A 23,954-nucleotide genomic window follows, 5' to 3' on the forward strand; every position below is an offset into this window, starting at 1 on the left:
AATCTGCCTCCAATCTACTTCCGTTTCTCCTGCTCGATCGCTTTGTTGGCCTCTTCTTCGGCTGTCCGCAATGCGGTATTAAGATCGATTTTGCCGAGCGAGAGGTCGACTTGCGGCTTAGTGTAGGCCTTCTCCACGGCACCGTCATATTTGCTTTTGGGGGATATCGGCGCCAGCTGATTGAAGAAGATCGCTTTCAAATTTTTGTCTTTGAACTCCGCACTTTGTCCAAGCGCATCCTGCACGGTCTTGCTCTTCAGAACCGGCAAAGCCGCTTTCTTCGCCGCCAGCGTCTGGTATTCTTCGGAGACCAAATATTTCAGCACCTCCATGGCTGCATCTTTATTAACGGTTTGATTGGTAATACTCATGAAGGTTGGATAAGCTTGGGAGCCCATCCCTGGAAGCTCTTTGAAGGTCGGCATCGAGACGATATCCCAATCCAGCGCGGCCATCTCCTTGGACAGAATGGATTGCAAATCCGACAAATAGACGAACATAGCCAGATTCTGATCCTTGAGAAAGTCATCCTTATACGGCAGCTTGTTATTCAGTGCGACAATCCGGTCTTTGTAGCCTTGATCCTGAGCGGGGATCGTATAGTATGCCTCGTACATCCTTTTCCACATATCGCTATTGATGGTAGCCTGCTCCGTTTTCGGATCGACGTAAGGCTGTGAAAACTGGTTCAACCGAAGCACATGCGTCGGGGACACCACGAGACCGATATATTGCTTGCCTCCGTCATTGCGTGTCATCTTACGTGCAAGATCATGCATTTCGTCCCATGTCATGCCATCCTTAGGAGACGGAATTCCAAATTTTTGAAATAACGTCTTGTTATAATAAGTCACCATTATGTTGTTAAAGACAGGTAATCCGTACAGCTTCCCGTCCGAAATCATTTTCGCCGCATCAATCAGTGTCGGTTCAAAGCTGCTCAGGTCCACGTTATGCTTCTTGGCCAGGTCGGTCATATCGAATTGAAGTCCGATTTGGGTAAATTCGGGGAACACACCGATAGAGCCGTAATAAAAATCAATGCGTTTGCCCGCCGTGACCAGCTGCTGCAATCTATTATTCGTGTCAACAGGAATGTAGGTAATATCATAGTTCGGGAATTTTTTGCGGAGCGCATCGCCGAACCTTGCATCGAAGGCTTCAGTCGTATCCCCGCCTCCGGAATAAAAGAACAGCTCCGTTCGTTCCCCGCCGGGTGGTGAAGCGTCATTAGTCTGAGATGCACTAGGCTGACCCTTACTGCACGCGCTTAAGCCCGCTGCGGCTAACACACAAATGGACATGAATACAATACGATACCGCTTCATAGGAGTTCCTCCTCAAAGAACTGAATGTGCCTTCACTTCTTTTTCGCGCTTTCGATCCCCTTGTTGGCCTCTTCCTCTGCTGTTCGGAGAAGGGTATTCAGATCGATCTTCCCAAGGGAGAGATCGACGATCGACTTGGTGTAAGCCTTTTCAGCAATGCTATCGTAAGGGGTTTTGCTCATAATACTTGGAAAACGATCGTAGAACACCGCTTTATAATTTTTGCCCTGATACCTGCTTTCCCCATACAGGTCCTTGAATTGTTGCCCGTTCAAAACGGACATGACACCTTTTTTGGCGTTATCCTTCTGAACCTCATCCGAGGTCAAATATTGAATAATTTGAAACGCTTCCTCCTTGTGCTTGCTGAAGTTCGGAATGGCAAAGTAGGTCGGGTAGCTCTGGGTGCCAACCCCTGGCAAATCCTTGAATGTCGGTGTCGCGACCATATCCCAGTTGACATTGGCAAATTCCGGTATGAGAGTCGGAAGGTTGGACAGCATTTCAAACATGGCTACAGTCCCGTCCTTAACGAAGTTATCCGTATAAGGCAATTTGTTTCCTATGGTCTGGATCGCATCCCGGTAGCCCGAATCGGACGTCGGCTCGACAAAGACCGTTTGAAACAGTTGCTTCCATCGCTCATCCCTGTTGATGGTTGCAGTCCCGGTTGCCCGATCCACCAAGGGGAGGGAGAACGGATTCATCTTGATGATATGTGCCGGAGATACGGCTAGGCCGAAATACTGCTTGCCGCCATCCACCTTGTTCAGCTTGCGGGCGAGCGTCAGCACTTCGTCCCACGTCATCCCGTCCGTCGGATAGGGAACCGCAAATTTATCGAAAATATCCTTGTTATAATAGAGCACCATGCTGTTCGTATAGACAGGCAGTCCCCATATTTGGCCGCCCGCATTTTCTTTCATCGCTTCTATGGCTGTCGGTTCGAACCGGCTTACGTCCAGGTTATATTTCTTGACCAGGTCGCTCATATCGTATTGCAGGCCAATCTCCGGAACACTGGAGAAAAAACCGCCTATCGATTCGTAATATATGTCGATGTTTTGCCCGGCTACAATCTGGTTTTGAATCTTGAGAGCGTCATTGCCCCGGGGATTGATGAAACGAATCTTGTAATTAGGAAATTTTTTGCGGATGGCGTTTCCGAAATTTTCATTCCAGGATTCTTCCGAGTCTCCTGGTGCCGAATAGACCGTGATTTCCACCTGCTCGCTCTGGACCGGAGGCGCCGGCTTCGAATCCCCCTCTACCGGCTGGACTGCCTGCTGCTGACTGCAGCCGGCAATGAACGAAATAATGGCCGCCGCACCTGCGATGGTTCGCAATGCTTTTGATTTCATGGACACCGACACTCCTCTAATTGGGCAAGATTATCTTCGATTAGCTCAAGCAGCGGCTGCAAGCCGCCGTACAACCGCTGGCCCGAACCTAAGCGAAACCCCTGATTCATCACCGAATGAACATGCTTTGCCCGTTTTCCGGATCCTATTGTTCAAAAAGCGCACCTGTGTTATCCAGATTCAACGAGCCGTTCCATCTATCATTAGCTGCCGTAGGGGCATGGAATGGTTTCCCATACCGTGTAAAGCTCTTCAGGTTGCGAGACGGGCTCTCACGGCCAGATACGGCCTTCCCGGCAATTCGACACGGCTTATCCCGCTATACAGTCCTTCAAGTGTCTGAATTTCCATGCTCCATGTATCGATAATGTCAATTTGGAAGGATGCATCCTCCGGCAGCGGCAGCTCGCGGTATGCGGGACGGTGATTACCGTAATATTGCAGATAGCAGACACCCGCTACGCCGATCGTAGGCACATCCCGGAACGCTTCCAGCGGCGCTGCTTCAACCGACAATTCGTCAAGTATCCTTTGGAGAAATGCGATTCGCGGCACACTTTCGCCATGCAGCCGCCCCCCCTTGGACCACCAGATCACGTCTTCCGGGTGCAGGAAGGTCTCGCCATGACCAACATAACCGCCTCGAGCAAAGCCTTCCCAAAACCGTGCTGCCATGTCTTCCCCCGTAATGTTGCCCCATCGCTGCGGCAAATTGCCCTCATAGCAGCACTCATCCACTACTACAGGCTTCCCATATCTGCTTCTCCACGCCGTGACTGGCGAGAGCTCCCAATACTGCATACTGACATGTGTTACCCATGGCTTGGTATGATCGTACAAAACAAGCTGAGACGGATCGTACATCTTGGTTCCGTTATGTATCGAACGCAGGTGCCCGTAAGGGTCCTTCTCTTGTATAAACTGGAAAAAGCAGTCCCAATCGTCCATGGTTTTGTTGGACATAAAATCAAACTCATTCGCCAATGACCACCAAACGTTGCGGAAAGCGGCCAATCGGTTGATCACGTAACGCAGATAAAGCAAATCCGTATCGCGATCCATCCTGTCGAATCCCCAATGACCTTTATCATAAGGATGGAATAAGATCAAATCCGCTTCAATCCCTAATTGCTGCAGCTCAACCAACCGCTTTTCAAGACGGTGAAAATATTCCGGATTGAAGCGAGTCCATTGAAAGCCCTCCTCTCGTGAGCCTTCAAAAGGAAACCGCTCCGGTTCATTCGTATTAAAGCTGTACCGTTTGGGGAACAAGCACATCCTGATCTTGTTAAATGGCGAATCGGCCAAGCTTTGCAGGGTTTGCTCCTGAAGCATATCGCTCTGATGGGTCCAAGCATAGCAGGTCGTACCAATCGGCCGGTATTTGCTGCCGTCTTCATAGCCAAAATGGTCGGCATCCTTGACTCGAACCGGCCCATGGTTATCCGCCGATGGAGCCGTGCAAAGGAAATGCCCCGCTGCACCATCCAGCTCCGAGCAGCCGCTCTTCACGGTAAAGCTCCATTCCCCCTCCGCGTCGGGCATGAATCGGGCTTTATATGCCCCGTTCCCGTCATAAAATCCTTCAACAGTCACGGTGCGGGTTGTCGTCGTATGCTGAAACCGGGCTTGAAGCTGTACTTCGACAAATGGATTGCCATCCTCAGGTCCGGATAAGGAAAGCTCAAACACTCCCCAGCGTTCGATCGTTTGCAATTGGTTTTCTGAAACCATAGATCTGTTCCCCCTTAAATGAATGAAGACTTATGCTTCGCCCCGTTTATTTCATCGTTGTAAGCGATTGCAAAATTGCCGATAATGTTCTATTATCGTACTTATGGCCTAGAATTTTACGTAACCAGCAGGCTGTCCATACCAAAATAACTAAATATATTTAGTTAATTATTGACGGCAACCTCCCGATTTAGAAGTTCTTAAACCCTTGAAACGTGGGGTTCAACCTACATCCATCCAATACGCTTCAGGAGCTAAAAGGAGATGGGCTTAGCAGTAACTTTATCCAAATGATATCATCACGCCTAAACCGGGTCAACTATTTTTAGTAAAATTATTTATATCAAAATCAAAATTTGTGTAAAAATATTCACCTCCATTTGATAACCGGCTATGATCCCCGCTCTAACAAACCGCAGGCGCACATATTGAATAATGATAGTAATCATTGTAAACTAATTCTAAACAAGTTTAGAAAGAGTGAAAAGACGTTCACAGAAGGAGCGACTGTATTTCGTGAAGATTAAGATGGAAGATATAGCCAAAATGGCGAATGTTTCAAAATCAGCTGTCTCGCTGGCCTTAAGCGGGAAGCCCGGAATAAGCGAGGAAACCCGCTCCAAAATATTAAGAATCGTGAAGGAAAGCGGATACCTGCCCCGTCCGATGATCAAGGCGGATCGCGTTTACGGCTTAACGAAGACACTCCGGTTCGTGGCTTGCACCAATTCCGGTATTGTTCTCGAGGAATATTATAAACAACCCTTTTTTATGGAGCTGATTCATCACATTGAAGAGCAATGCCGTTCTCGCGGCTACTCCCTGTTCTTCTCCTCCGTTCCTACCGATCAGTTCGAGGAAGTAATAGAGACGATGGAAACGGAGCATGAATCCAACGGACTTATCCTGCTGGGGACCAACCTGACTTCCGACCAGATACGGACTATAGCCAAAAAGCAGCCCAATCTGGTTGTCCTGGACACCTGCTATGAAACGCTAAGCGTGAATTATATTGTTATGAATAACGTGATGGGCGCCTACCAAGCCGCAAGCCATCTCATAGAATTGGGTCATCGGACTATCGGGTATGTCGAGTCGAATACGCGCATGTATAATTTCGATTCGCGGAAACGCGGATTTTTCCAGGCATTAGAGGAAGAACGCATCAAGTGGAACGACCGGTATCTTTTTACCGTATCCCCGACCGTTGTGAGCTCTCAGGAAGAGTTCAAACAGCAGCTGGCCAAGCTTAAGGGAGAGCTGCCGACCGCTCTTTTCTGCGAGTGCGATTATATTGCCATTAGTGTCATCAAGTCCTTGGTAGAGCTAGGAATCCGCGTTCCGGACGATATATCGGTCATCGGCTTTGATAATATCCGGGAATCGACCGTCATTACACCGGAGCTTACGACCGTGCATGTTGAAAAAGGGAAATTGGCCGAGCTCGCCGTCACCAAGCTGATCGATATGATCGAGTACGGCGACAATATTAAAATCAAATCATTCATAGACACCCAGTTGATCATACGAAGCTCCTGCAGGGAACTTCATTGATTAGGTATATGCTGTGTAACGGAAAGTTAATAAGAAAACCGACCCTTCTGTTGAGAAAGGTCGGTTTTTGCAATGGGTGGAAACTTTAGATCGAACTCCGAATCGAAAATTTTATTTCCATATTATAACAATATCTGTAGGATACCGTCCCGAATTTCGACCGTATAGCGCGAGTCCTCCTGCCTCCCCTTCAACACTGCCAGCAGGTACGGAGAACCTTAAGCTGAAGCTGCCTTTATCGAGGATACGGGCAACGAGCCTGCTTGGGATCCGCACCCGATGAAGATAACCGTAAGATCCGGCTTCTTCGAGCTTGCGGTCATTCGACTGATAGTGCCACGATAAGACTCCCCGGCTGTCCGCTGGATCATCCTCCAAATAACAGGTACGAATCAACTCCCCATCAATGGAAACCTCTATGGAGGAAGGCGACTTATGCTCATCGGTCATAAAGTAGGAGTTGATATTCATACCCGGATCCATCTTCGCGCCGTGCATATAAGAAATATCCTGCGGTTTCGCATGGACCAATTCTTTATCCTTACCGAGAACCGCTTTGGCTCCGGCCTCAAACACCACCTCAAGATCCGTTACGGCAGAAGGGTTGACGCTCTCGGGCAGTACAATCTTATATTCAAAAAGGCCCGCTCCGCCGCCATTCACTTTATGCCCGGACAACGCTTTCCACTCGTAATCCCACTGAGCAGCTGAATAGGAAGCCGGACGAATGCTCATCCACTTCCCTTCGATGGCATACACCCCTTGCGCTTCTCCGCTCTGTACATCAAAGGTAACAAAATTACGCGTGATGGCGTTCCCATCCTTGGTTTGAAGTGTGACAGCAAGAACGGCTACCGCATCGGCCTCAGGCATAGCCAGCTGCAGCCTCGTTAACTGCCTTACCCCGTAACCGTTCCATTCAACCACCTCTTCCCCTGCACCGGCTATCACTTTCTCTTCAAAATTATGAAAGATCAGCTCCCATTTCAAATGCAGAGACTCTCCATGGTATCGTCGTGAGTAACTGGAAGCGAGAAGCGGCACTTCCACTGCTTCTCCTAGTCTTACCGTACGGCTTGGGGGAGCATCAATGACGATAAAATCAGGCGAATGCAAATCGCGCAAGCTCATCCCTGGGCAGAACGATTCATAGCCAAAGTCCTTTTCTTGGCGATCCATTCGGTAATATCCGTTAAATTCGTTGATAACGTCATGAAACTCTGTAAATATAAATCCGCATAATTTATCATGGCGTCGAAACTCGTTAATCATATAACGGTAATGCCAGGCTAGATCACTGTCGCCCGCACTGCCTTCTATTCCCCATACAGCCCCGCATTCGCTATTCATCAGCGGGGCGTCGCTCTGCACATTTCCGCCGATATAATTGAACGAAGACCCCGGAAAGGTCTTATCGACGACATCCTGAACATGATTGCGGACAGTTTCATAACCGTTAAGATAGAAATGCCAGGTGTTCAGATCTGTCTCTACATGATCATAATTGCATGGAGAATTATCTTCGACAAGTCTCGTCGGATCCTCCGTCTTTGCCCATTGATATACGGAACGGACCCATTCCTGAGTTTCCGGAAGATACTTCCTTTCCCCTGTCTCCTGTTTTGTAAACAGCCCCCAGGTTTCGTTGAATACTACCCAGGATATAATCGACGGATGGTTGAAATCACGTTCGATAATCTCGCGTGCCTCCCTCTCGTACGCCACTCTCGCCCTTTCATCCGGTTCCCCCCAGAAGCAGGGCATATCCTCCATAACCAGCACGCCCAGTTTATCGGCCCAGTACAGCTTCAGCGGCTCCTCCGGTTTGATATGAATGCGCACAAAATTCAGGCCCAGCCGCTTCAATCTCCATATTTCATCACGAATGTAATCTTCACTTGGGAAGGTGAAGAATCCGTCCGGGATGAAGGATTGATCCAACGTTCCATTCAGGAACACAGGCTCGCCATTCAATGTGATCCAGCGATATTCCCTCCCGTTGAACTTGGCTGCTCCTATCTCACGAATGCCGAAATAAGTGGAAATACGATCCTCTCCGATATCCGGCAGGTCATGCTCGAGGGTCAGCTCTCCTTCATACAAATAGGGGGAATCCGGACTCCACAGCTTTGGTGCGTCAACCTGGAACGAAGTGCGGAACGTGTTACTGCCATCCGTAAGCTCCAACCGCAGAACATGATTCACCGCTCCATTGCCAAAGTCAAATCGCAGCTTCGCGTGACCTGCCAGGCGGGCTTGAACGGTCCCGTCTACTTCAACAGTCCCGTCTATACGCGTCGAGAAGCGAGCCGCAGCAATATAATTATGCGGACGGGATTCCAGCCAGACCGTCTGCCATATTCCCCGAAGCTCGCCATAGCCTTGCTTGCCCCGAGTCTGGTAAGCCTCGTCTTCATCTTGAACCCGAAGTATTATCCGATTATCCCCATCAGGCTTCCAGGCATCGGTAATGTCGAATTCAAAGGCGCCGTAGCCTCCCTTATGGGCTCCAATCTCAATCTGATTGACCCATAGCTGACAATAGTAATCAACGGCTCCGAAGCGGAGAAACACGCGCCCTTCCTTTTGCCGAGGCTTCCATCGGACCGTTGTGCCATACCAAGCGATGCCCTTCACATCTTCTCCGATGCCTGAGAGAGGACTTACCCAGGAGAAGGGGACTTGAATCTTCCTTGTAAATACAGGGCCATCAGCCAAATACCACGCTTCCGTCAAGCCCTGATCCTCGGTATCGAACATAAAATCCCAGCTGCCGTTCAAATTAAGCCAGTCGTCACGCTGCCAGTCCGGTCTCGGATATTCTGGTCTCGCGATTGGATTTCGTACATTTTGTTCGGTTTCTAGAAAGGTCACAGCCTATCCCTGCTTTCTCTTTAAAATGGCGGTTCATCTCCGGCATATTGAAGAAACCATTAACAGCTGCTTCGCACGATCAGCGTCGTTTCGAATATTTCCTGATAGCATTCAAGCTCCGCCTCTCCTTTAATTTTTTTCATCATAATCTCAACAGCTCTAAAAGCCATGCGATCCTTGGAGATATGAATCGTCGTTAAAGGAAAGGGGTAATACAGCTGAGATTGAATATTATCATAGCCTACAACCTTCATTTGTTCAGGGACCCGGATTCCTGCTTCTTGAAGGGCGTAGATAGCTTCCCATGCCACAACATCGCTGAATGCAAAAATACCCGTAAACTCAAACCGGTTTGCCAAGATTTGCTTCAGCAAAGCATACGTGTTGCCATGTGTGATTTCGTGTTGAATCACCAGTCCAGAATTATATCCGATTCCGTAAGCCTTCAGCGCCTTTCGGTATCCCTCCTCCCGCTCCCTCGCACAGGACATATGGCCAGGCCCATTTAACAATAAGATCCGCCTCGCCCCTGCTTGAATCAAATGCTCTGTTGCAAGATAGCCGCCATTGATATCATCGGTAATCAGGAAGTCCGTGTCCTCGTGATCAAAATGTCTGCCGACCAGCACATAGGGAATTTTTGCTTGCCTCAGCAGTTCGATGCTTCTAGCGGACTCTTGAACCGGGAACAGGATGATTCCGTCGACGCCTTTATTCATAGCGATGCCGATGGCTTGCTCCTCCAGCTCCTGCTCCTCTCCACTATTGAGCACGAAGACAGCGTAATTGTTTTTTCTGGCGGCTATCTCGATAAATCTAGTCATGATGGCAAAGAATGGATTGGCGACATCACTGAGAATGACGGCAATCGTCCTTGTCAATCCGGACCTCAGTCCGCTGGCAAGCCCATTCGGGATATACCCGAGCTCCCTTGCTGTCGCAAGAATAATTTGCCTGGTTTCTTTGGCAATATCCTCTTTGTTCTGTAACGCTCGGGAAACCGTGTTAATGCTGAAGCCTGTTCTCAAGGCAATGTCCTTCAGTCGAATTTTCATAGCGCAATCTCAGCCTTTGATTCCCGAAAGTGTGATACCTTTGACAATATATTTTTGAAAAATAATAAACACGATAATGATGGGAATAGAAGCATAGGCGTTAATCGTCATTGGCAGCGTCTCATCCTGCGTATAAGAGCTGTTGAAGAACGGAATACCGACGGGGAGCGTCATCAGCTCTTCCGAGGTTATGGAGAGGAACGGCCATAAGAAATCATTCCACGAACCGAGGAAGGAGAAAATCATCAATGACGCCAGCACGGGCTTCGACAAAGGGAGAAACATGTTCCACCAGATCCGAAACATGCTGCATCCGTCAATTTTGGCCGCATCTACCAGCTCATCAGGAATTCCGTCAAAAAACTGCTTCATCACAAGCACCCCTAAAGGACCTGCCAAGGATGGCAGAATGAGTGCAAAATACGTATCCAAGAGGTTCAGGCCATTGGTTACGATATACAAGGAGATGATCGTCGCTTCACCGGGAATCATCATGCCGCCAAGAATAATCCAAAAAGCAACCTTCCTGTAGCTGAAGTCGATCCGGGAAAGTGCGAATGCGGCCAGTGAGCCGAGTGTTAAGCTTGCGACCGGTATGATGCAGGATACGATCATACTGTTCAGCGTCCATTTCAGTACAGGCGCATTTTCAAAAATGTAAACGTAGTTTTCAATGGAGAACGGCGGCGAAAATCTTTGGCTTATATCGGCAACCAGGCTGCCTTGCGGCTTAAAGGATGTCACGATCATCCAAATCACCGGAAATGCGATAGCGATAGCCAAGGCATAGCCGACTGCATACAACGCCACTTTACCAACGGTTAATCTTCGGCTTCCCGCATACTCGTTCATTTGGTTTTCTCCTCAACCTTTTTTTCCGCTGAAAAATTTGAATTGCAAAAACGAAAGCGTTATTAAAATCAGGAAGAAAATAAACGACATTGCTGTTGCCCGCCCCAGATCATTGGCTGAAAAACCTGTCTCGTAAATATATTGGATAATCGTTCGGGTCTGGTTTCCGGGTCCTCCACGGGTTACGAGCCATACCTGGCCGAATATTTTGAACGAGGCAATAACCTGCAATACGGTTATAAGAATGAAAATTCCTTTCATCGCCGGCAATGTAATAAATCTGAGCTTCTGCCAAGCGCCTGCCCCGTCGATTGTGGCTGCTTCGTAATGCTCTGCCGGAATATCCTGCAAGCCGGCCAAGTAAATCATCATGTTAAACCCTTCGGTCCACCATAATGTGATCATGACGATGGAAATCCAGGCTAGACCCGGCTCACTCAGCCAGAAGAGCTCCTTTTCTACCCCGATGGTATGCAGAATATTGTTCAGCAGCCCGTTATACGGCTTTAGCACGAAGATCCACACACTGCTCACTACGGAGACCGACAGGATGTTAGGAGTAAAAAAGACCGTTCTGAGCAGTGTTCTTCCTTTCATTTTCTGGTCGATGATCAAAGCGAGGAGGAAGGGAACAAGAACCAGCACCGGCGTGGAAATGAGAACAAATAAAGTGGTATGCCAAAGTGACAGCCAAAAGTCAACATCCTTAACAGCGTAGATATAATTCTCCAAACCGACAAAGCTTACCTTACCTACCAGCGTCCATTTATGAAAGCTGACCCATAATCCATAGAATATGGGCACCAGGGAAAACGTGATAAAAAAAACGAAATACGGTGCTATGAAGGCTGAACCCAGCCATTCGTTATATTTGTTGAGCTTGCGTCTGGTTCTTGCTTTTCTGGTGGACTTGGGATCGGCTGTTATCATTGCCCCATTCATCTTACTCCCTCCCATAGCAGATTGGGGTCAGGGGTTACGGGTAACCCCGCAGTGATGTGTAACCCTTAAGGCTGGGACAAAATTTTCTCAACGCTTTGCACAGCTTTCTCCAGTCCTTTATCCACCGGTTCTTTTCCAGCCCATATCGCATCCAGCGCTTGAACCAGCTGGTCTTTTGCCGGCCACATTTTTGGAGAATTAGGTAAATAGACGCCGTCGGAGGCTGCTTTGAGATAATCGGAACGAAGCGGCATACTCTTGAATTCTTGTGATTGTACAGCCGCGTTTGATGCCGGAATATGCCCGGCCTTAGCCCACATGGCACCGTGATCCGCAATCCACTTGGCGAAGCTCATCGCCGCTTCGATCTTTTTGGGGTCTTTATTTTTCTTCTGAACAGGAATGACCAAGGTATGAGAATCTATCCATGTAGCCGATTTATTGAAAAATTGAGGTAATGGAATGGCTCCAAATTCAAGCCCTTGTGTAGCTTCTAACGTACTCGTGAACCAGACACCGGAAGGCATCAGCGCCGCTTTCCCTGCCTGGAACGCTTTGCCGATATCTTGGAAGTTCTTCGGCACAAGACCGCTGTTGAAGAAATTCAGCGTGTATTCAGCCGCCTTCTTGCCCTGCTCGTTGTTGAATACCGCTTTTTTCCCCGACGCATCCAATAATCCAGGCCCATTCAGCTGATTGTAGAACGCCCACCACATCCGGTACGGATCCTCTCCGCTGGATGACAGCAGCATAGGATAAACGCCCTGAGGTGCATTTTGCTTCACTTTGCTGAGGAGGCCCGTGAATCCGTCTGCGCCTGGCTCCATTTTAGGTTTTCCGTCATCACTCAGCAGGTTCATATCCTTCAATATTTTTTTGTTGTAATACAATATGAACGGATGTGCGTCCAAAGGAAGTGCATAGTGTTTGCCATCAAACACGGTCGCATTCAAAATATTCTGGTTATATCCGCTCCAATCCACTGAGCCTGCTTTGGCATAATCGTCCATGGGCTCAATGATTCCTAGCGTAACAAGCTCCGATAATTTGGAAGTATGCGAAATGCCGATATCCGGTGCAACCCCGCCTGCAACAGCGGTCTGCAGCTTCGTATAGTATTGTCCCCAATCCTGGGTTAACGCCTTTACTTCGATTTTATCCTTGTTCTCCTCGTTAAATTTCTTAACCATTTCGTTCATGTTCTCACCGTCACCGCCGGCAAACAAGTTCCAGTAGGTGAGTGTTACCTTCCCGTTTTTAGCGGAAGGGCCGTCTGTAGAACCGCTGTCATTGCTATTCTTGGTGCTATCGGAACATGCGTTTAGTAAAAGCGATGAAAGAAGGATAATGCTCATAGGCAACGTTACCATTTTGAAACGATTCATGTTAACTCCTCCTATTCGATTCGTTATCCATTCAAGCTTACATTCATGCATGTAACACCATAAGAAATCAACGTAATGTATACGCTTTCAACGTAACTTTTTTCTATGTTCCTCTTTTTGAAAAAGCCCCTCCTCTCGTTATTGTTCAACCGGACTGTCGATTAGGTACCATGAACGTTCATGTTAACGTTCCCGGTATCGTTAATTCAACATTAACCAAGGACTTCCAAAGTGTCAACAGTATTTTCTCGATATTTCGTTTGTTACAAAACATCCGTAATAAATGCTTGTACCAAATCAGGTTTTCTATCCGGAACCTGGTTAATTCGACAAAAAAAAGCCCATCGATCCCACCAAAAGCGGCTCTCCGGGCCTTTACTATCAGGTATAAATGATTCTCATTACGATATCCTGATCATGATCTCCTAACTCTTTGCCAAATAAATTAATGCCCCCCATATGCTCTGCATGAGGCATATTGCCTACGCGAAACCGAATGCCTTGATGGTTCCCTAATTGAATATCCCGCAAGTTAATCTCCGATATTTTCACATCGTCAAGATAACTGCCCGTTGCGTCCACCTTCCAGGTTTTCAATAATCCATACTGGGTATGTTGGTCGGGAAACCACGCCGGGTTCAGCCTCCCCCTCCGATCCCCAAAATCTCCCGGACAGGTCCATGTCCCAATTTCAACTCCATTGATCCAAGCAGTTATATCCGAAAGCCAATTATGATCGTATCTCGGCGCCTCAGAGCACAGCTCCATAGAGAATTGAATGGACTGAACTTTGGCATTCGGTACGGTCAATGTTGGAAAACGGTATTCAACGAAGCCGCGGCGGAACCAAATCATCTGCGCTGACATCCGGTTGGGATGAAAAAAGATCGAAGGCTCGTCATCGGGCTTGCATACGCCATTCTGATTAATCATTCCGCAAGTAGGGTGAATGTCACAATCCGTATAAAAGCCTACCGGCATATCGATCTGGTAGCAGTTCGGATTATTGTATCCGACATTCACATTAAGGTTCATATGAATATCATCGAAGGTTCTGGCACAAACCTTCATTGTTCCTCTCGATGCCCGCCGAATTTCCGTCACAATAATCCCCGCATCCTCCATCACTTTTACATTGGAAGCAACGGTTGATACTGGCAAATTTAATTTGTCCGCAATATCGACAATGTTTTCATTTTGATTGCTTAACAGCTTTAAAATATTGATGCGAATCTCTGAAGACAAAGCGTGTGCAACCTTTATCAACCGATCGGGCTCATCTATCGTTAACTCTAGCATGCACTTCCCTACTTTCTTGTTATTTTACAAAAAATAACTGAAGCCTGCCGCTTTTAGTATGAGTATATCGCATTTAGAGAACGATGCAACGATTGATGGTGTGAATTCATTTTGATCCTAGCAAAGGAAGCAGCTCAGTTAGCGAGTTCACAACATAATCCGGGGCAAAGGATTGCGGAAGCTGCTTATTTTTACGATTGAGCCATGCTGCTTGTATACCTGTGCTCTGGGCTCCCGATATGTCGCTGGTAAGTGAGTCCCCTACATGGAGAACCTCTGCGGGTTTTAGATTGTAGGCTTCAAGTGCCTGCAGAAACATGTCTGGTCTTGGTTTGTAGGCTTTTGCATCCTCGCTGGTAATAACGGTCTCTATAGGAATTTCATTATATCTAATGGCAGATTGAATGTCTGCCCGATCGATATTGGAGAGGATAACGACGGGAATTCCGACGCTCTTCAAAAATAGCGGTGTATCCTCGAATAGCTGAGGGGCTTGCCAGTATGGATAGATAAGCTCACTTAGTTTGTGCGGGTTCTCCGGCGACTTGTAATAAGAAATGGTATCTTCTAGAGATTGCAGCTCGATGTCGCGTTGCGATTGAAAGAGCTCGCCGTAAGATGCATGCATCCTTTGGGAGAATGATTTCCACCAATAGGCAGCTATCTCTTGGGCGGTCGCTTGACTCTGTGCAGATGCTGCAATCTTCCTGCTGATATCGCCAATAACCTCATCATCTTCGTATACCAGTGTACCGTAGAAATCTAGAAACACCGCTTTAAACATAGAATGAATCGACCCTCTTTCTTTAATATGTTAATACTTTAATACGTTACCATTGTGCCATTCCAATATACAGTAAGTGGTATTGTAAGTGGTATTATTTGTATATCATTTTTATTAGATTACGCAAAAAAGACTGCCGTTCGTCCGGCAGTCAGCGTATGATTTATGTATGTCTTCCATCTTGTGGTACAACAAATTTAATTTGAGAGGGCAATTCCTTCTCGCTAGGTTTATAGGCTTTGATAATGTCAGGAACATATAGCATTGTTAATCTCATGCCTTCAATCATTTGATCACGTTCAAAAGCATTGACTGCAAAGTATTCATGGCTGCAATGGCTGCAATAGAGATGCCACAACCCATCCGTTTCTACCAAGTCCTGCAGCAGATTAAAAGTCTCCACATGGAAGCAATTTGTACATGTAAAGCTGAACATGGGATTCCCTCCCTTTGTTGATTAGCTCAGCTTTTGCCCACAATTCGGACAGAAGTTAGCTCCTTCGTTTTTCGTGCCACAGTTAGGACAAAAGTTAGGCTTGCTTCCGCCTGGAGAAGAGGAAGGTGGCGGAGTCTGATTCATATTTTTCATCATTTCATTGGCCATGTTCATTCCCATCATCATGCCTGCCATGTCTGAAGCTGCTCCACCGCCATGCAATTTACCGGATGCCATTGCATCGGTCATGCTGACCTGCTGATATTTTTGCAGGTTGCCGATCATTTCGTGAGAAGCCGTCTTTGTAATCATATCCTGAATCTCTTGAGGATAATTAAAGCTCATCACTTGAAAGCCCGTAATGGTCATTCCATTATCCAATACTTCCATATCCAGATCCTCACGAATACCTCTGGCAATTTCGGACGCATTCGCCTGCAGATTGAACATGTCCTTCCCTTCTCTGCTGATCCACTTCATCAGAAGCTGGTCCAGCACCGAAATGATACGAATTTTAATATCCTCCACAAGATAGCTGTCCTTCATCCCGGCAATTTTATCGATCAGCCTAACATAATCATTCACTTTAAAATTGAACGTTCCGTTCGCGCGTATCGGCATGCCGCCCGGAAGCTGCGGTGTCGGGATCAGAACAGGATTTTGCGTCCCCCATTTGACAGTAAATTCCTTTGTGTTCACAAATAATACTTCCACTCTCATGCCGCTGTTAAAGCCGAATTTGAAGCCTTTTAAAGTGGATAAGAAAGGAATGATATCCGAATCGATCTTATATTCCCCGTCATCCTGGAATATCCCCTCAATTTTGCCATTATTCACGAAAATAGCATCTTGACCCGGGCGGATAATCAGCTTACTTCCTTTCTTAATCTCCCGATTGCTCCACTTCCAAAAGATCATATCCTCTCTAAACTCTTCCCATTCTACTACGTTCGAAAACTGATTTTTGAAAAATCCCATCGAAATTCCCCTTTCCTGTTGTTCAAACTCAACACTTGATTAAAACTTGCCTCTGCTGCCGCTATGCGAATGGCCTCCTCCGGTGACTCCGCCACCGCCGCTTCTTCCAGTGAAGCCTCCACTGCCACCGGAGCTACCGCCGCCGCCCCCTGAGCTTTTGCCAGAGCTATTTCCAGAGCTTTTTTCAATTTTCTCCTGCGTTATGGTTGTTCGAATGTACTGATCCTGCCGATCCAGAATTCCTGAACTGCTTGCATCCTCGTAGGTATGCCGATTTACAGTGACGCGTCCGCCGGAGCGGTAGGCCATTATTCCAACAACCATACATCCAATAGCCAAGGACCCTACGAATTGGAACCTTATGTCAAACAGCACGTTATCTGGATCCACTCCGGGCTTGACGCCCATATATTTATAGGACGTTAAGATATAGGTTTCGAATGCCTGCTTATAATTGCCTTGTGACAAATCGGGAGTAATCTTATCCCGTATTTTGTCTAGTCTGTTATCGCCAAGATACTGTTCAGCCTTATAAAATCCAGCCAAATAAATATCACGGTTTTTCATATCCAATGTCAAAATGACTGCGTTGCCATGAGACTTGTCGTACCCGGGTCCATTCTCATCATAGAAATTCTCCGTCATCTTTTTGACATCTACATCTTGGTCGTTATTGGAAGTCATGACGATAATATCCGTTTTCCTTTTGGCGCCATATTGATTGGCCAGCGAATTTAGTTCACGAATTTCTTCAGAACTAAGCAGCTTCGCCTCATCATAGATCAACGTCTTCTCTTCCCTTGCAGCCGCCATGATTTGAACAGGAACGGAAAGATACATCACGAAGAAGAATAGAACTGCCAGCAAAGCACCTTGCCTTCTCACAGGAACCCTCCCCCCATCATCCACGAGATTATTTTCAGAGATAGGAAAGAAAAAACAGAAACTCCTGCAAACCATGCCGTTACCTTCAGCATGCTGATAGGAGGCTTGCCGACGACCTTGCCCGTCTGACCGTTCATGGCAAACGTATACTCCCGTTTATTATAATCATAATGAACAACCCATACCGGAAGCAAACAATACTCTACATTCTTTACTCTTGTATCTATATCCTTATTCGTTATAGTAACAGTAGAATATCCCGTCACCGATGACGAAATGGAAGCTTCGATATATTCTCTGATTTTATCCTTCGCGCGCGGCAGCATCTCCGTATCCGTGTAACTGTATTTCTCCGCTACGTAGCCTGCCAGATAAGGAGTTTTAAAGCTCTTCAGTTGATCGTAGTGAAAAGGCTCCAGTCTATCCATTAGCTTATCATTCATCTTCTCAGACGAATCAATAGGCACTCTCACATAATTCAATTGAAGCCTGCGGTAGATGTCAAAATGCTCGGTTTCCGTATATCGGTAATCCTCTTTTGTATACGTTTTTACCCTCGTGGCATGACCGCTTACTTCCACATTGTTATGTAATTCGTACAGCCAAAAAGGGATGTACATGCCGGTTATACTTTTGATACGATCTGCGGTCATAAAATCGTCCGGAGTAAGAAGCCCGTTTCTGCACCATTTTCGGAACGCCTTTATCGCTCTCTCCTTACTGATTGTGAAAGGAATAACAACAGCAGGAGCCAGCTTCCCGCTCAAGCGGTCACCGAGAACAACAGCCGAGCCGCAAAAGCTGCAAACGGTTGCCGCCGTTTCCGGTTCCGTGATAATGACGGCTCCGCAGCTTGTACAGTGATATTCCTGAACCTCATTTGAAGATAGACCTTGCTGGCCAAGCGGATCGGAGATCTGCTCGATATTATCCTTTCTTCCGCAGCTATGACACGACAACATCCCCGTCTCAGAGTCGAAGACCATGCCGCTGCCGCAGTTAGGACATTTGTATTCAATAACGTTCATCTGTTCACCTCTGGGACTTTAGGAATAACCAAGAACTTTATCCTTTCTCACCTTGTTGTGCACCCGAATGCTTCTCCAGTTGAGCAAGCTGCGCGTCCAAATCATCCTTCTTCGCTCCGGCCCTCAGCTCAGCCAGTGCCTCGGCTTCACACAACGCTTGATCGGCCCGTTCCTCCATTGCCCGAAAGGACGTCTGAACATCCCCGGTAGTGGACCGGACTGAATTCGCTTCCTGCTGCAGCTTCGCAGCGGCCAGCTTTCCTTTAAGCTCTACCCGCCGGGCCTCCAACTGTCCCAAATCCGCAACTAGCTTATCCTGCATTTGCTTCATGCTTGCAGCATGGTTGGAGGCAAGCTCGTAAGCTGCCTGAAGCTCGGTTAACCTCTCTCCCAGCTGCGCTTTCCTCTCCAGGAATTTCAAGGCGCCTTCCTCATTACCTGATTCGACCGCTTTCTCCGCATACCGCTGCAGCTTCTTGATCTCGGCACTGCACTCATCGAGCTGCGCCTTTGCTCTTTGCTCATCCGCAAGCACGGAAGCCGTTTCGGCTTTTACTTTCCCCAAGTCGCTGTTCAAGGTCCGCATATATTCATCGATCGTCTTCTCCGGGTCATTATTCCGCTGTAGTATGGAGTCGACATTCACTCTCATAATATCGGTTAATCTTGACAAGATTCCCATGATGCACCACTCCCTTCATCATAATGCTTTATTCTAATAATACAATAATTTCATGAAAAAGGTTTCAATGACTAAGAAAAATATTATTTCATTCAACTATTAGCGGGGTTAAAGAGCAGCTTCATGGTACCGGTTCAATAAAAAAGGAAGCGATTGCTGTGGCAATCTGCTCCCTTACTTTGTGCTGCTTAACACCGTTAGATTCTTACTTCCCGTCAAGTAATCGGTAATTTATTCCTTCTTGGATGAGAAAACTGAAAGAGCCTGTTTTGGCATTGTATCGGAAAGGGACAAGGTTCTCTGATTCCGTCTCGATGATTTCTAGCGTTTCGACATTCCATCCTGCATTATCGTTCGTGATGATGGTGGAATGCTTGCCGTCAGGATAATGGAAAACGTACTGCGAGCCTTGCTGCTGAATAGGATAAACCTCGGCATAAAGTCGGTCATCCGTTAAATCCCTTACCACAATCACTCCCTTGCCTCCGATAAAAACCGGAATTTTTTCCAGGGGAATTTCGTATCCGTACAAAGTTACAGGGCCATGAAATACCGCTCCCGTTTCATAATCGATCCACTTTCCTTCCGGCAAATACACATCCCGGGCCGTCACCCGAGCGTAGTCGCTTCCATAAGCGGGTGCAGCCAGAAGGGATGGACCCAGCATCCATTCATATTGCTTCTTTCTTTTGCAGCCCAGCTCATAGGTAGTTGTATCCGTCGGAAACGCGATCGGAAGAGGCGTCATCGTATGCGGGTATCCTGAATGAAAGCTATCTATAGCCGCGCTATATAGGTACGGCGCCATGGATGAATGCCAATCGCACGCCTTTTTGACAATGTCTTCGAAATGGGCGGAGTTCATGTTCCAGGGGCCTAATCCTACGGACATGGCCGGGAAAACGCAGGCAAACATGGCATTGCGAACCATATACAGCTTCTGATCCTCCGTCAATGGAGTTGCTAGATATTTGCCCGCAATGATATCTGCGTAGACATTCGGAGCCCCGCTTGCCGCATAATTTAAACCGTTAATAGCCGGACGGTCCTGATCCATGCCGTACATCGTATCTTCTAGCCGAAGAACCTCACCCGGTACGGAGTATGCTGCATTCCTAACCATCGAGTAATAACCAGCTTCCATCAGCTTGGCGTTCGTCCCATTGCATTTGGCGTCATTCAGCAAGAGCGCCCCGTCCTTCAGCATCGTATCCTCCTTAAAGCCGTCAGCGCCCCAGAGTTGGGCAAGCGACAAGTACCAGTTCACCGCTTCAGCATTCCGGGCATCCAATAAATAAACGGCCCCTTTAGGAAACTGGACCCGGAAGGTGATAGGCTTTCCCCTTTCGTCGGTTACGAAATAGCCTCGCTCCAGCCCTTCATGGATAAAGGTGCCGTCATATAACGCATTGTGATGGCCCCCATGTTCGGGGAGTGCCTTAAAGCTGATCCGCAACCCAAGAATGAGCTTTATCCCCTGGGAACGGAAAAATTCCTTCATGGCCTCCTTATCCGGATACCTGGGATTAGGCAATCCATCCGTCCGATCTTCCTCACTCACATCATCCCAGATCCCAAAGCTGGTGGTTGCCCCTTGGTCGTCCGCCTTCCTGTCCCCTTTCCAAAATCCGGAGCCGATAACAGCCCACTTCAATCGATACCCTTTATTTAGATAGGTTTGAACATCCTCCGTCACAGACTCTTGACATGTATTCCAGCCCAAAGAGCCAAAAGCCTCGTAGCCCACTTCAAAAAAGTCATACTTCGGTTTGAGGTCGGGATAGCCTTCCCAGTGACGCGCTTGCTTATAATCTAAATAGATTTGCTTCAGGTCTCCGATAAAATAATACAGGCTGTGAACTCCTCTAACCCCGGAAGCTCCAAGAGCGTTTTCTTCCCCGTTGATTCTCACCCGTTTTACCCCGTCCTCAAAGAGCACCTGTGCAAAACCGGCCGCCGGAAACACAGCGAAATTGGATACGAAGCGTTTACCGTCATTTGAATTCAAAAACTGATCGTCGGTTATACCGAAAACGTTCGTGCTCTCCCCGTATCCGCCGTGATCCCCTAACCCGTAAACCGGCTGTAACGAAGCTGTCCTGGCGTCGATAATATACCTTCCCTCCACTCGGGGAATCACTTGCAGCTTAACAAAGCTGGAGAAGGGCTCGATCCTTATGTGCGCTTGATCTCCATTCCTATTACTCACGAGGATGCAGACTTGATGCTTGTCAATCGAAATCAATGAAGCCGATACCGCATCATATACTTCCTCTTCGTTAGGGGAGGAGAACCGGATTCCCGACACGGTATGTGCCGCAGCAATAACTCTCCCTTCAGGGGAATGAAAGGAGAAACAGCATCCTGGTTTATCTATATGCATAAAGTATCCCGCTGTACCGATGATCAGCCGGCCCGGCTCCTCCTGCACGGTGAACCCCTCTGCGTGAAGGGGCGCTTCCTTTCTAATCATTACTTCACTCTCCCTAATTCGTTGGTATGAAATATCTACAATTTCACTTTAAACGATTGAATTTCCTTTTAAAATGCACTGTATTCATATATAATCAATACATTATTTCATCCACTGGAGGGTTTCGACGATGGCCTTATTACCGCTCTGGTCTCTCACTCCCCAAATGATTCAATGCACCTATTGGGATCAAAAGCAGCAATTCTCTTATAAGGTAGATACTTATGACGAGTGGATCATATTTGCTGTTGAGGACGGCGCTTTCCAATATGAGATCAATGAACATTCCGGAACGGCCTTGTTCGGTGATCTCGTCATTTGTCCTCCGGGTACACCGTTTTATAGGGAAATCGTTACCCCGCTTTCATTCTTTTTCTTCCGGTTTCAATGGTCGGATGCAAGCGCTGATGTCGTTGCTTACCACGATTCGATCCCCACTGGCAAAATAACGGTCAGAGATACCCAGAGACTCGCCTCTGATTATTTTCGGATAAAAAAATTGGCGGACGGTACAGCCCCTTTTCACTTGGCTTGGATTTCCCTTCATCTTAAAGATATATTGTTCCAATACGGTTTCGAATCCGAACAGCCTGAATTAAAAGCGCCTTTACGGGATGATCCGCTTATGGAACGCGCAGCAGCCTCGATCAAGCAGAATGCCTTCGAAGCCTTCAGCATGAAGTCTCTGTCCGATTCGCTTGGACTTAGCCCCGTACAATTCACTAGAAGATTCCAAGCCGCATTGGGGACGGCACCCAGCGAATATCTCACACGGATTCGTTTGCAGAAAGCCTGCACCTTGTTGATTACAAGTACCCTTACCGTGGAAGAGGTAGCTCAACAGTGCGGTTACGAGAACGGCTATTATTTAAGCAGGCTATTTTCCAAAAAATTAAAGATGAGCCCCTCACTCTATCGCAGGACTCATCAATTATAATTAAGGTTACTTCCCGGATTCCGTTTGAATCATTCTATTAATTTCTTCATCCAGCTGGGAAAGCGCGCTATTCACATCGATATTGCCGTTTACATATTCAGTAAATTTGTTACGGACCATCGTTTCCGCTTTTCCTCTATACTTGGAAGCAATCGGATATTTTACCGGTTTGCTTTTGAAGATGCCCTGCACGTTTTTGTTGTTCAGGACCTCTCGAGCGGTGCCGAATTCGGCTTTGAATTTAGGATCCTTCAGTGGGGTGACTCTTCCCTTCCTCGCACTTTCCAGCTGAACTTCGTCCGAAGTGGCCACATTAATGACCTGAAGCGCCTGATCCTTATGCTTGCTTGTTTTCGTAATCATCAGCATATTGACGCTGGCATTCCCGTATACGTTCGGCTTCTCGGGATAGCTGGGATATTGCACCATATCCCAGTTCAACGCATTTTTGGATGCAAGCTCCAAATCGTTGATGATGCTTAAATCCGTATACATGGCCAAATTTTTCTCCTTCAGAAATGCATCCTTCGCTACGCCATTCGGCTCATTCCCCGGTATCGAATAAAACGCTTTCACAAGTTCAAATACTTTTTTCCATTGATCATTATTGATGGAGGCCTTCTCCGTTTTTGGATCGATCGCCGCGATGCCTAAGGGCTGGGAAACCCAGATTACACTGTTACCGGGATCGAACCCCCGTATTTGTGTGCCGTTGTCCATGCGGGTCAATTTCTTGGCAAGCTGAAGTACCTGATCCCATGTCATACCGTCCGTAGGGTACGGGACACCGTATTTATCAAAAATATCCTTGTTATAATACAACGCATGGTAATTTAAGCTCAACGGAAGGCCGTAGAGCTCATCCTTGGTCGAGGCGATTTTGGAATCCTCCAGAATAGCAGGCTCGAACCTGCTTAAATCGACATCATGCTGCTTCAATAAAGGTGTCATATCGTAGAGAATTTCGAGGTCCTGATAGGATGCGAGCTTGCCGTTATAAGTAAGAACGATATCCGGCGTTTGACCTGCCATGATCAATTCTGCAAGACTGGTTCCATTGCCGGGCTTGATCAGTTGCAGCGTAATGTTCGGATGCTTCATCTTCAATTGCTCTTGAATTTGTGCGATCAGATCTTCATCAATATTGGTGTCCAGGCTCATCGTGATGGTGACAGGTTCGGTATTAGCGCTAACGGCTGCAGGACTGCTCCGTGCGGCTTCCTCCGCTTGATTCCCCCCGGAACAGCCTGAAATGAGAACCGTGCCGGCCATACAAAATACAGCGAACGCTTTGCCCCTTTGGTTCATAAGCCCCTCCTAATATGAAACGATATGATATTCCTTCTTTCAATGTACATCATTTCATA

General features: G+C 47.3%; 19 protein-coding genes. 2 read left to right on the plus strand and 17 right to left on the minus strand.

What is annotated here, in order from left to right:
- Window positions 1-14: 14 nt before the first annotated feature.
- The 3 genes from ABEA66_RS17070 to ABEA66_RS17080 all read right to left on the minus strand — a co-directional run bounded on the left by ABEA66_RS17070 (window position 15) and on the right by ABEA66_RS17080 (window position 4,423).
- Entirely contained in the window at window positions 15-1,328 is a 1,314-nt protein-coding gene (locus ABEA66_RS17070) for an ABC transporter substrate-binding protein (protein WP_345589178.1), read from the minus strand.
- 32 nt (window positions 1,329-1,360) lie between these two features.
- On the minus strand, window positions 1,361-2,689 hold the full coding sequence (locus ABEA66_RS17075; protein ID WP_345589180.1) for an ABC transporter substrate-binding protein: 1,329 nt from the start codon (window positions 2,687-2,689) through the stop codon (window positions 1,361-1,363).
- Window positions 2,690-2,941: 252 nt separating this feature from the next.
- A complete protein-coding gene (locus ABEA66_RS17080) occupies window positions 2,942-4,423 on the minus strand; it encodes a DUF5605 domain-containing protein (protein ID WP_345589182.1) in 1,482 nt (493 codons plus the stop codon).
- A 516-nt stretch (window positions 4,424-4,939) separates the two neighbouring features.
- Between ABEA66_RS17080 and ABEA66_RS17085 the strand changes: the two genes are divergently transcribed.
- Window positions 4,940-5,977, plus strand: coding sequence for a LacI family DNA-binding transcriptional regulator (locus ABEA66_RS17085; protein WP_345589184.1), 1,038 nt, complete (start codon window positions 4,940-4,942; stop codon window positions 5,975-5,977).
- Window positions 5,978-6,088: 111 nt separating this feature from the next.
- On the opposite strand, the gene ABEA66_RS17090 is transcribed toward ABEA66_RS17085, so the two are convergent.
- The 13 genes from ABEA66_RS17090 to ABEA66_RS17150 all read right to left on the minus strand — a co-directional run bounded on the left by ABEA66_RS17090 (window position 6,089) and on the right by ABEA66_RS17150 (window position 21,650).
- Window positions 6,089-8,851 carry a glycoside hydrolase family 2 protein gene (locus ABEA66_RS17090; protein WP_345589186.1) on the minus strand — a complete coding sequence of 921 codons (2,763 nt, stop codon included), beginning with the start codon at window positions 8,849-8,851 and terminating at the stop codon, window positions 6,089-6,091.
- Window positions 8,852-8,910: 59 nt separating this feature from the next.
- The gene (locus tag ABEA66_RS17095; RefSeq protein WP_345589188.1) at window positions 8,911-9,906 is read right to left on the minus strand and encodes a LacI family DNA-binding transcriptional regulator; all 996 of its coding nucleotides are present in this window, start codon (window positions 9,904-9,906) and stop codon (window positions 8,911-8,913) included.
- 9 nt (window positions 9,907-9,915) lie between these two features.
- Window positions 9,916-10,758 (minus strand): carbohydrate ABC transporter permease, encoded by an 843-nt coding sequence (locus ABEA66_RS17100; RefSeq protein ID WP_079911754.1) that lies wholly within the window; start codon window positions 10,756-10,758, stop codon window positions 9,916-9,918.
- 12 nt (window positions 10,759-10,770) lie between these two features.
- Window positions 10,771-11,700 carry a carbohydrate ABC transporter permease gene (locus ABEA66_RS17105; RefSeq protein ID WP_345589191.1) on the minus strand — a complete coding sequence of 310 codons (930 nt, stop codon included), beginning with the start codon at window positions 11,698-11,700 and terminating at the stop codon, window positions 10,771-10,773.
- Between the two features lie 65 nt (window positions 11,701-11,765).
- On the minus strand, window positions 11,766-13,085 hold the full coding sequence (locus ABEA66_RS17110) for an ABC transporter substrate-binding protein (protein ID WP_179136071.1): 1,320 nt from the start codon (window positions 13,083-13,085) through the stop codon (window positions 11,766-11,768).
- A gap of 381 nt (window positions 13,086-13,466) precedes the next feature.
- Window positions 13,467-14,384 (minus strand): ArsR/SmtB family transcription factor, encoded by a 918-nt coding sequence (locus tag ABEA66_RS17115; RefSeq protein ID WP_345589192.1) that lies wholly within the window; start codon window positions 14,382-14,384, stop codon window positions 13,467-13,469.
- A gap of 106 nt (window positions 14,385-14,490) precedes the next feature.
- Window positions 14,491-15,168, minus strand: a complete 678-nt coding sequence (locus ABEA66_RS17120) for an HAD family hydrolase (RefSeq protein ID WP_345589194.1) — start codon at window positions 15,166-15,168, stop codon at window positions 14,491-14,493.
- Between the two features lie 163 nt (window positions 15,169-15,331).
- On the minus strand, window positions 15,332-15,604 hold the full coding sequence (locus ABEA66_RS17125; protein ID WP_192702497.1) for a hypothetical protein: 273 nt from the start codon (window positions 15,602-15,604) through the stop codon (window positions 15,332-15,334).
- Between the two features lie 21 nt (window positions 15,605-15,625).
- On the minus strand, window positions 15,626-16,582 hold the full coding sequence (locus ABEA66_RS17130) for an SPFH domain-containing protein (protein WP_192702498.1): 957 nt from the start codon (window positions 16,580-16,582) through the stop codon (window positions 15,626-15,628).
- 39 nt (window positions 16,583-16,621) lie between these two features.
- On the minus strand, window positions 16,622-17,467 hold the full coding sequence (locus tag ABEA66_RS17135) for a TPM domain-containing protein (RefSeq protein WP_345589198.1): 846 nt from the start codon (window positions 17,465-17,467) through the stop codon (window positions 16,622-16,624).
- Entirely contained in the window at window positions 17,464-18,495 is a 1,032-nt protein-coding gene (locus ABEA66_RS17140) for a TFIIB-type zinc ribbon-containing protein (RefSeq protein WP_079911765.1), read from the minus strand. The genes ABEA66_RS17135 and ABEA66_RS17140 overlap by 4 nt, the downstream gene beginning before the upstream one ends.
- Window positions 18,496-18,532: 37 nt before the next feature.
- Window positions 18,533-19,177, minus strand: coding sequence for a PspA/IM30 family protein (locus ABEA66_RS17145; protein WP_179136072.1), 645 nt, complete (start codon window positions 19,175-19,177; stop codon window positions 18,533-18,535).
- Between the two features lie 205 nt (window positions 19,178-19,382).
- Entirely contained in the window at window positions 19,383-21,650 is a 2,268-nt protein-coding gene (locus ABEA66_RS17150; RefSeq protein ID WP_345589204.1) for a hypothetical protein, read from the minus strand.
- A gap of 130 nt (window positions 21,651-21,780) precedes the next feature.
- Between ABEA66_RS17150 and ABEA66_RS17155 the strand changes: the two genes are divergently transcribed.
- Complete coding sequence (locus ABEA66_RS17155; protein WP_345589206.1) at window positions 21,781-22,587, plus strand: AraC family transcriptional regulator; 807 nt, start codon at window positions 21,781-21,783, stop codon at window positions 22,585-22,587.
- A gap of 6 nt (window positions 22,588-22,593) precedes the next feature.
- Here the strand turns inward: ABEA66_RS17155 and ABEA66_RS17160 are convergent, their stop codons facing one another.
- Window positions 22,594-23,895 (minus strand): ABC transporter substrate-binding protein, encoded by a 1,302-nt coding sequence (locus ABEA66_RS17160; RefSeq protein ID WP_345589208.1) that lies wholly within the window; start codon window positions 23,893-23,895, stop codon window positions 22,594-22,596.
- Window positions 23,896-23,954 lie beyond the last annotated feature (59 nt).

The organism is Paenibacillus vulneris (assembly GCF_039543185.1).
In the GTDB taxonomy this organism is placed as follows: domain Bacteria; phylum Bacillota; class Bacilli; order Paenibacillales; family NBRC-103111; genus Paenibacillus_S; species Paenibacillus_S vulneris.

Bases quoted from the DNA above. Each gene is read 5' to 3' on its own strand.
- ABEA66_RS17120 (WP_345589194.1), bottom strand. From the start codon at position 15,168: ATGTTTAAAGCGGTGTTTCTAGATTTCTACGGTACACTGGTATACGAA.
- ABEA66_RS17125 (WP_192702497.1), bottom strand. From the start codon at position 15,604: ATGTTCAGCTTTACATGTACAAATTGCTTCCATGTGGAGACTTTTAAT.
- ABEA66_RS17110 (WP_179136071.1), bottom strand. From the start codon at position 13,085: ATGAATCGTTTCAAAATGGTAACGTTGCCTATGAGCATTATCCTTCTT.
- ABEA66_RS17075 (WP_345589180.1), bottom strand. From the start codon at position 2,689: ATGAAATCAAAAGCATTGCGAACCATCGCAGGTGCGGCGGCCATTATT.
- ABEA66_RS17070 (WP_345589178.1), bottom strand. From the start codon at position 1,328: ATGAAGCGGTATCGTATTGTATTCATGTCCATTTGTGTGTTAGCCGCA.
- ABEA66_RS17130 (WP_192702498.1), bottom strand. From the start codon at position 16,582: ATGGGATTTTTCAAAAATCAGTTTTCGAACGTAGTAGAATGGGAAGAG.
- ABEA66_RS17140 (WP_079911765.1), bottom strand. From the start codon at position 18,495: ATGAACGTTATTGAATACAAATGTCCTAACTGCGGCAGCGGCATGGTC.
- ABEA66_RS17115 (WP_345589192.1), bottom strand. From the start codon at position 14,384: ATGCTAGAGTTAACGATAGATGAGCCCGATCGGTTGATAAAGGTTGCA.
- ABEA66_RS17155 (WP_345589206.1), top strand. From the start codon at position 21,781: ATGGCCTTATTACCGCTCTGGTCTCTCACTCCCCAAATGATTCAATGC.
- ABEA66_RS17160 (WP_345589208.1), bottom strand. From the start codon at position 23,895: ATGAACCAAAGGGGCAAAGCGTTCGCTGTATTTTGTATGGCCGGCACG.
- ABEA66_RS17105 (WP_345589191.1), bottom strand. From the start codon at position 11,700: ATGAATGGGGCAATGATAACAGCCGATCCCAAGTCCACCAGAAAAGCA.
- ABEA66_RS17145 (WP_179136072.1), bottom strand. From the start codon at position 19,177: ATGGGAATCTTGTCAAGATTAACCGATATTATGAGAGTGAATGTCGAC.
- ABEA66_RS17150 (WP_345589204.1), bottom strand. From the start codon at position 21,650: ATGATTAGAAAGGAAGCGCCCCTTCACGCAGAGGGGTTCACCGTGCAG.
- ABEA66_RS17080 (WP_345589182.1), bottom strand. From the start codon at position 4,423: ATGGTTTCAGAAAACCAATTGCAAACGATCGAACGCTGGGGAGTGTTT.
- ABEA66_RS17095 (WP_345589188.1), bottom strand. From the start codon at position 9,906: ATGAAAATTCGACTGAAGGACATTGCCTTGAGAACAGGCTTCAGCATT.
- ABEA66_RS17100 (WP_079911754.1), bottom strand. From the start codon at position 10,758: ATGAACGAGTATGCGGGAAGCCGAAGATTAACCGTTGGTAAAGTGGCG.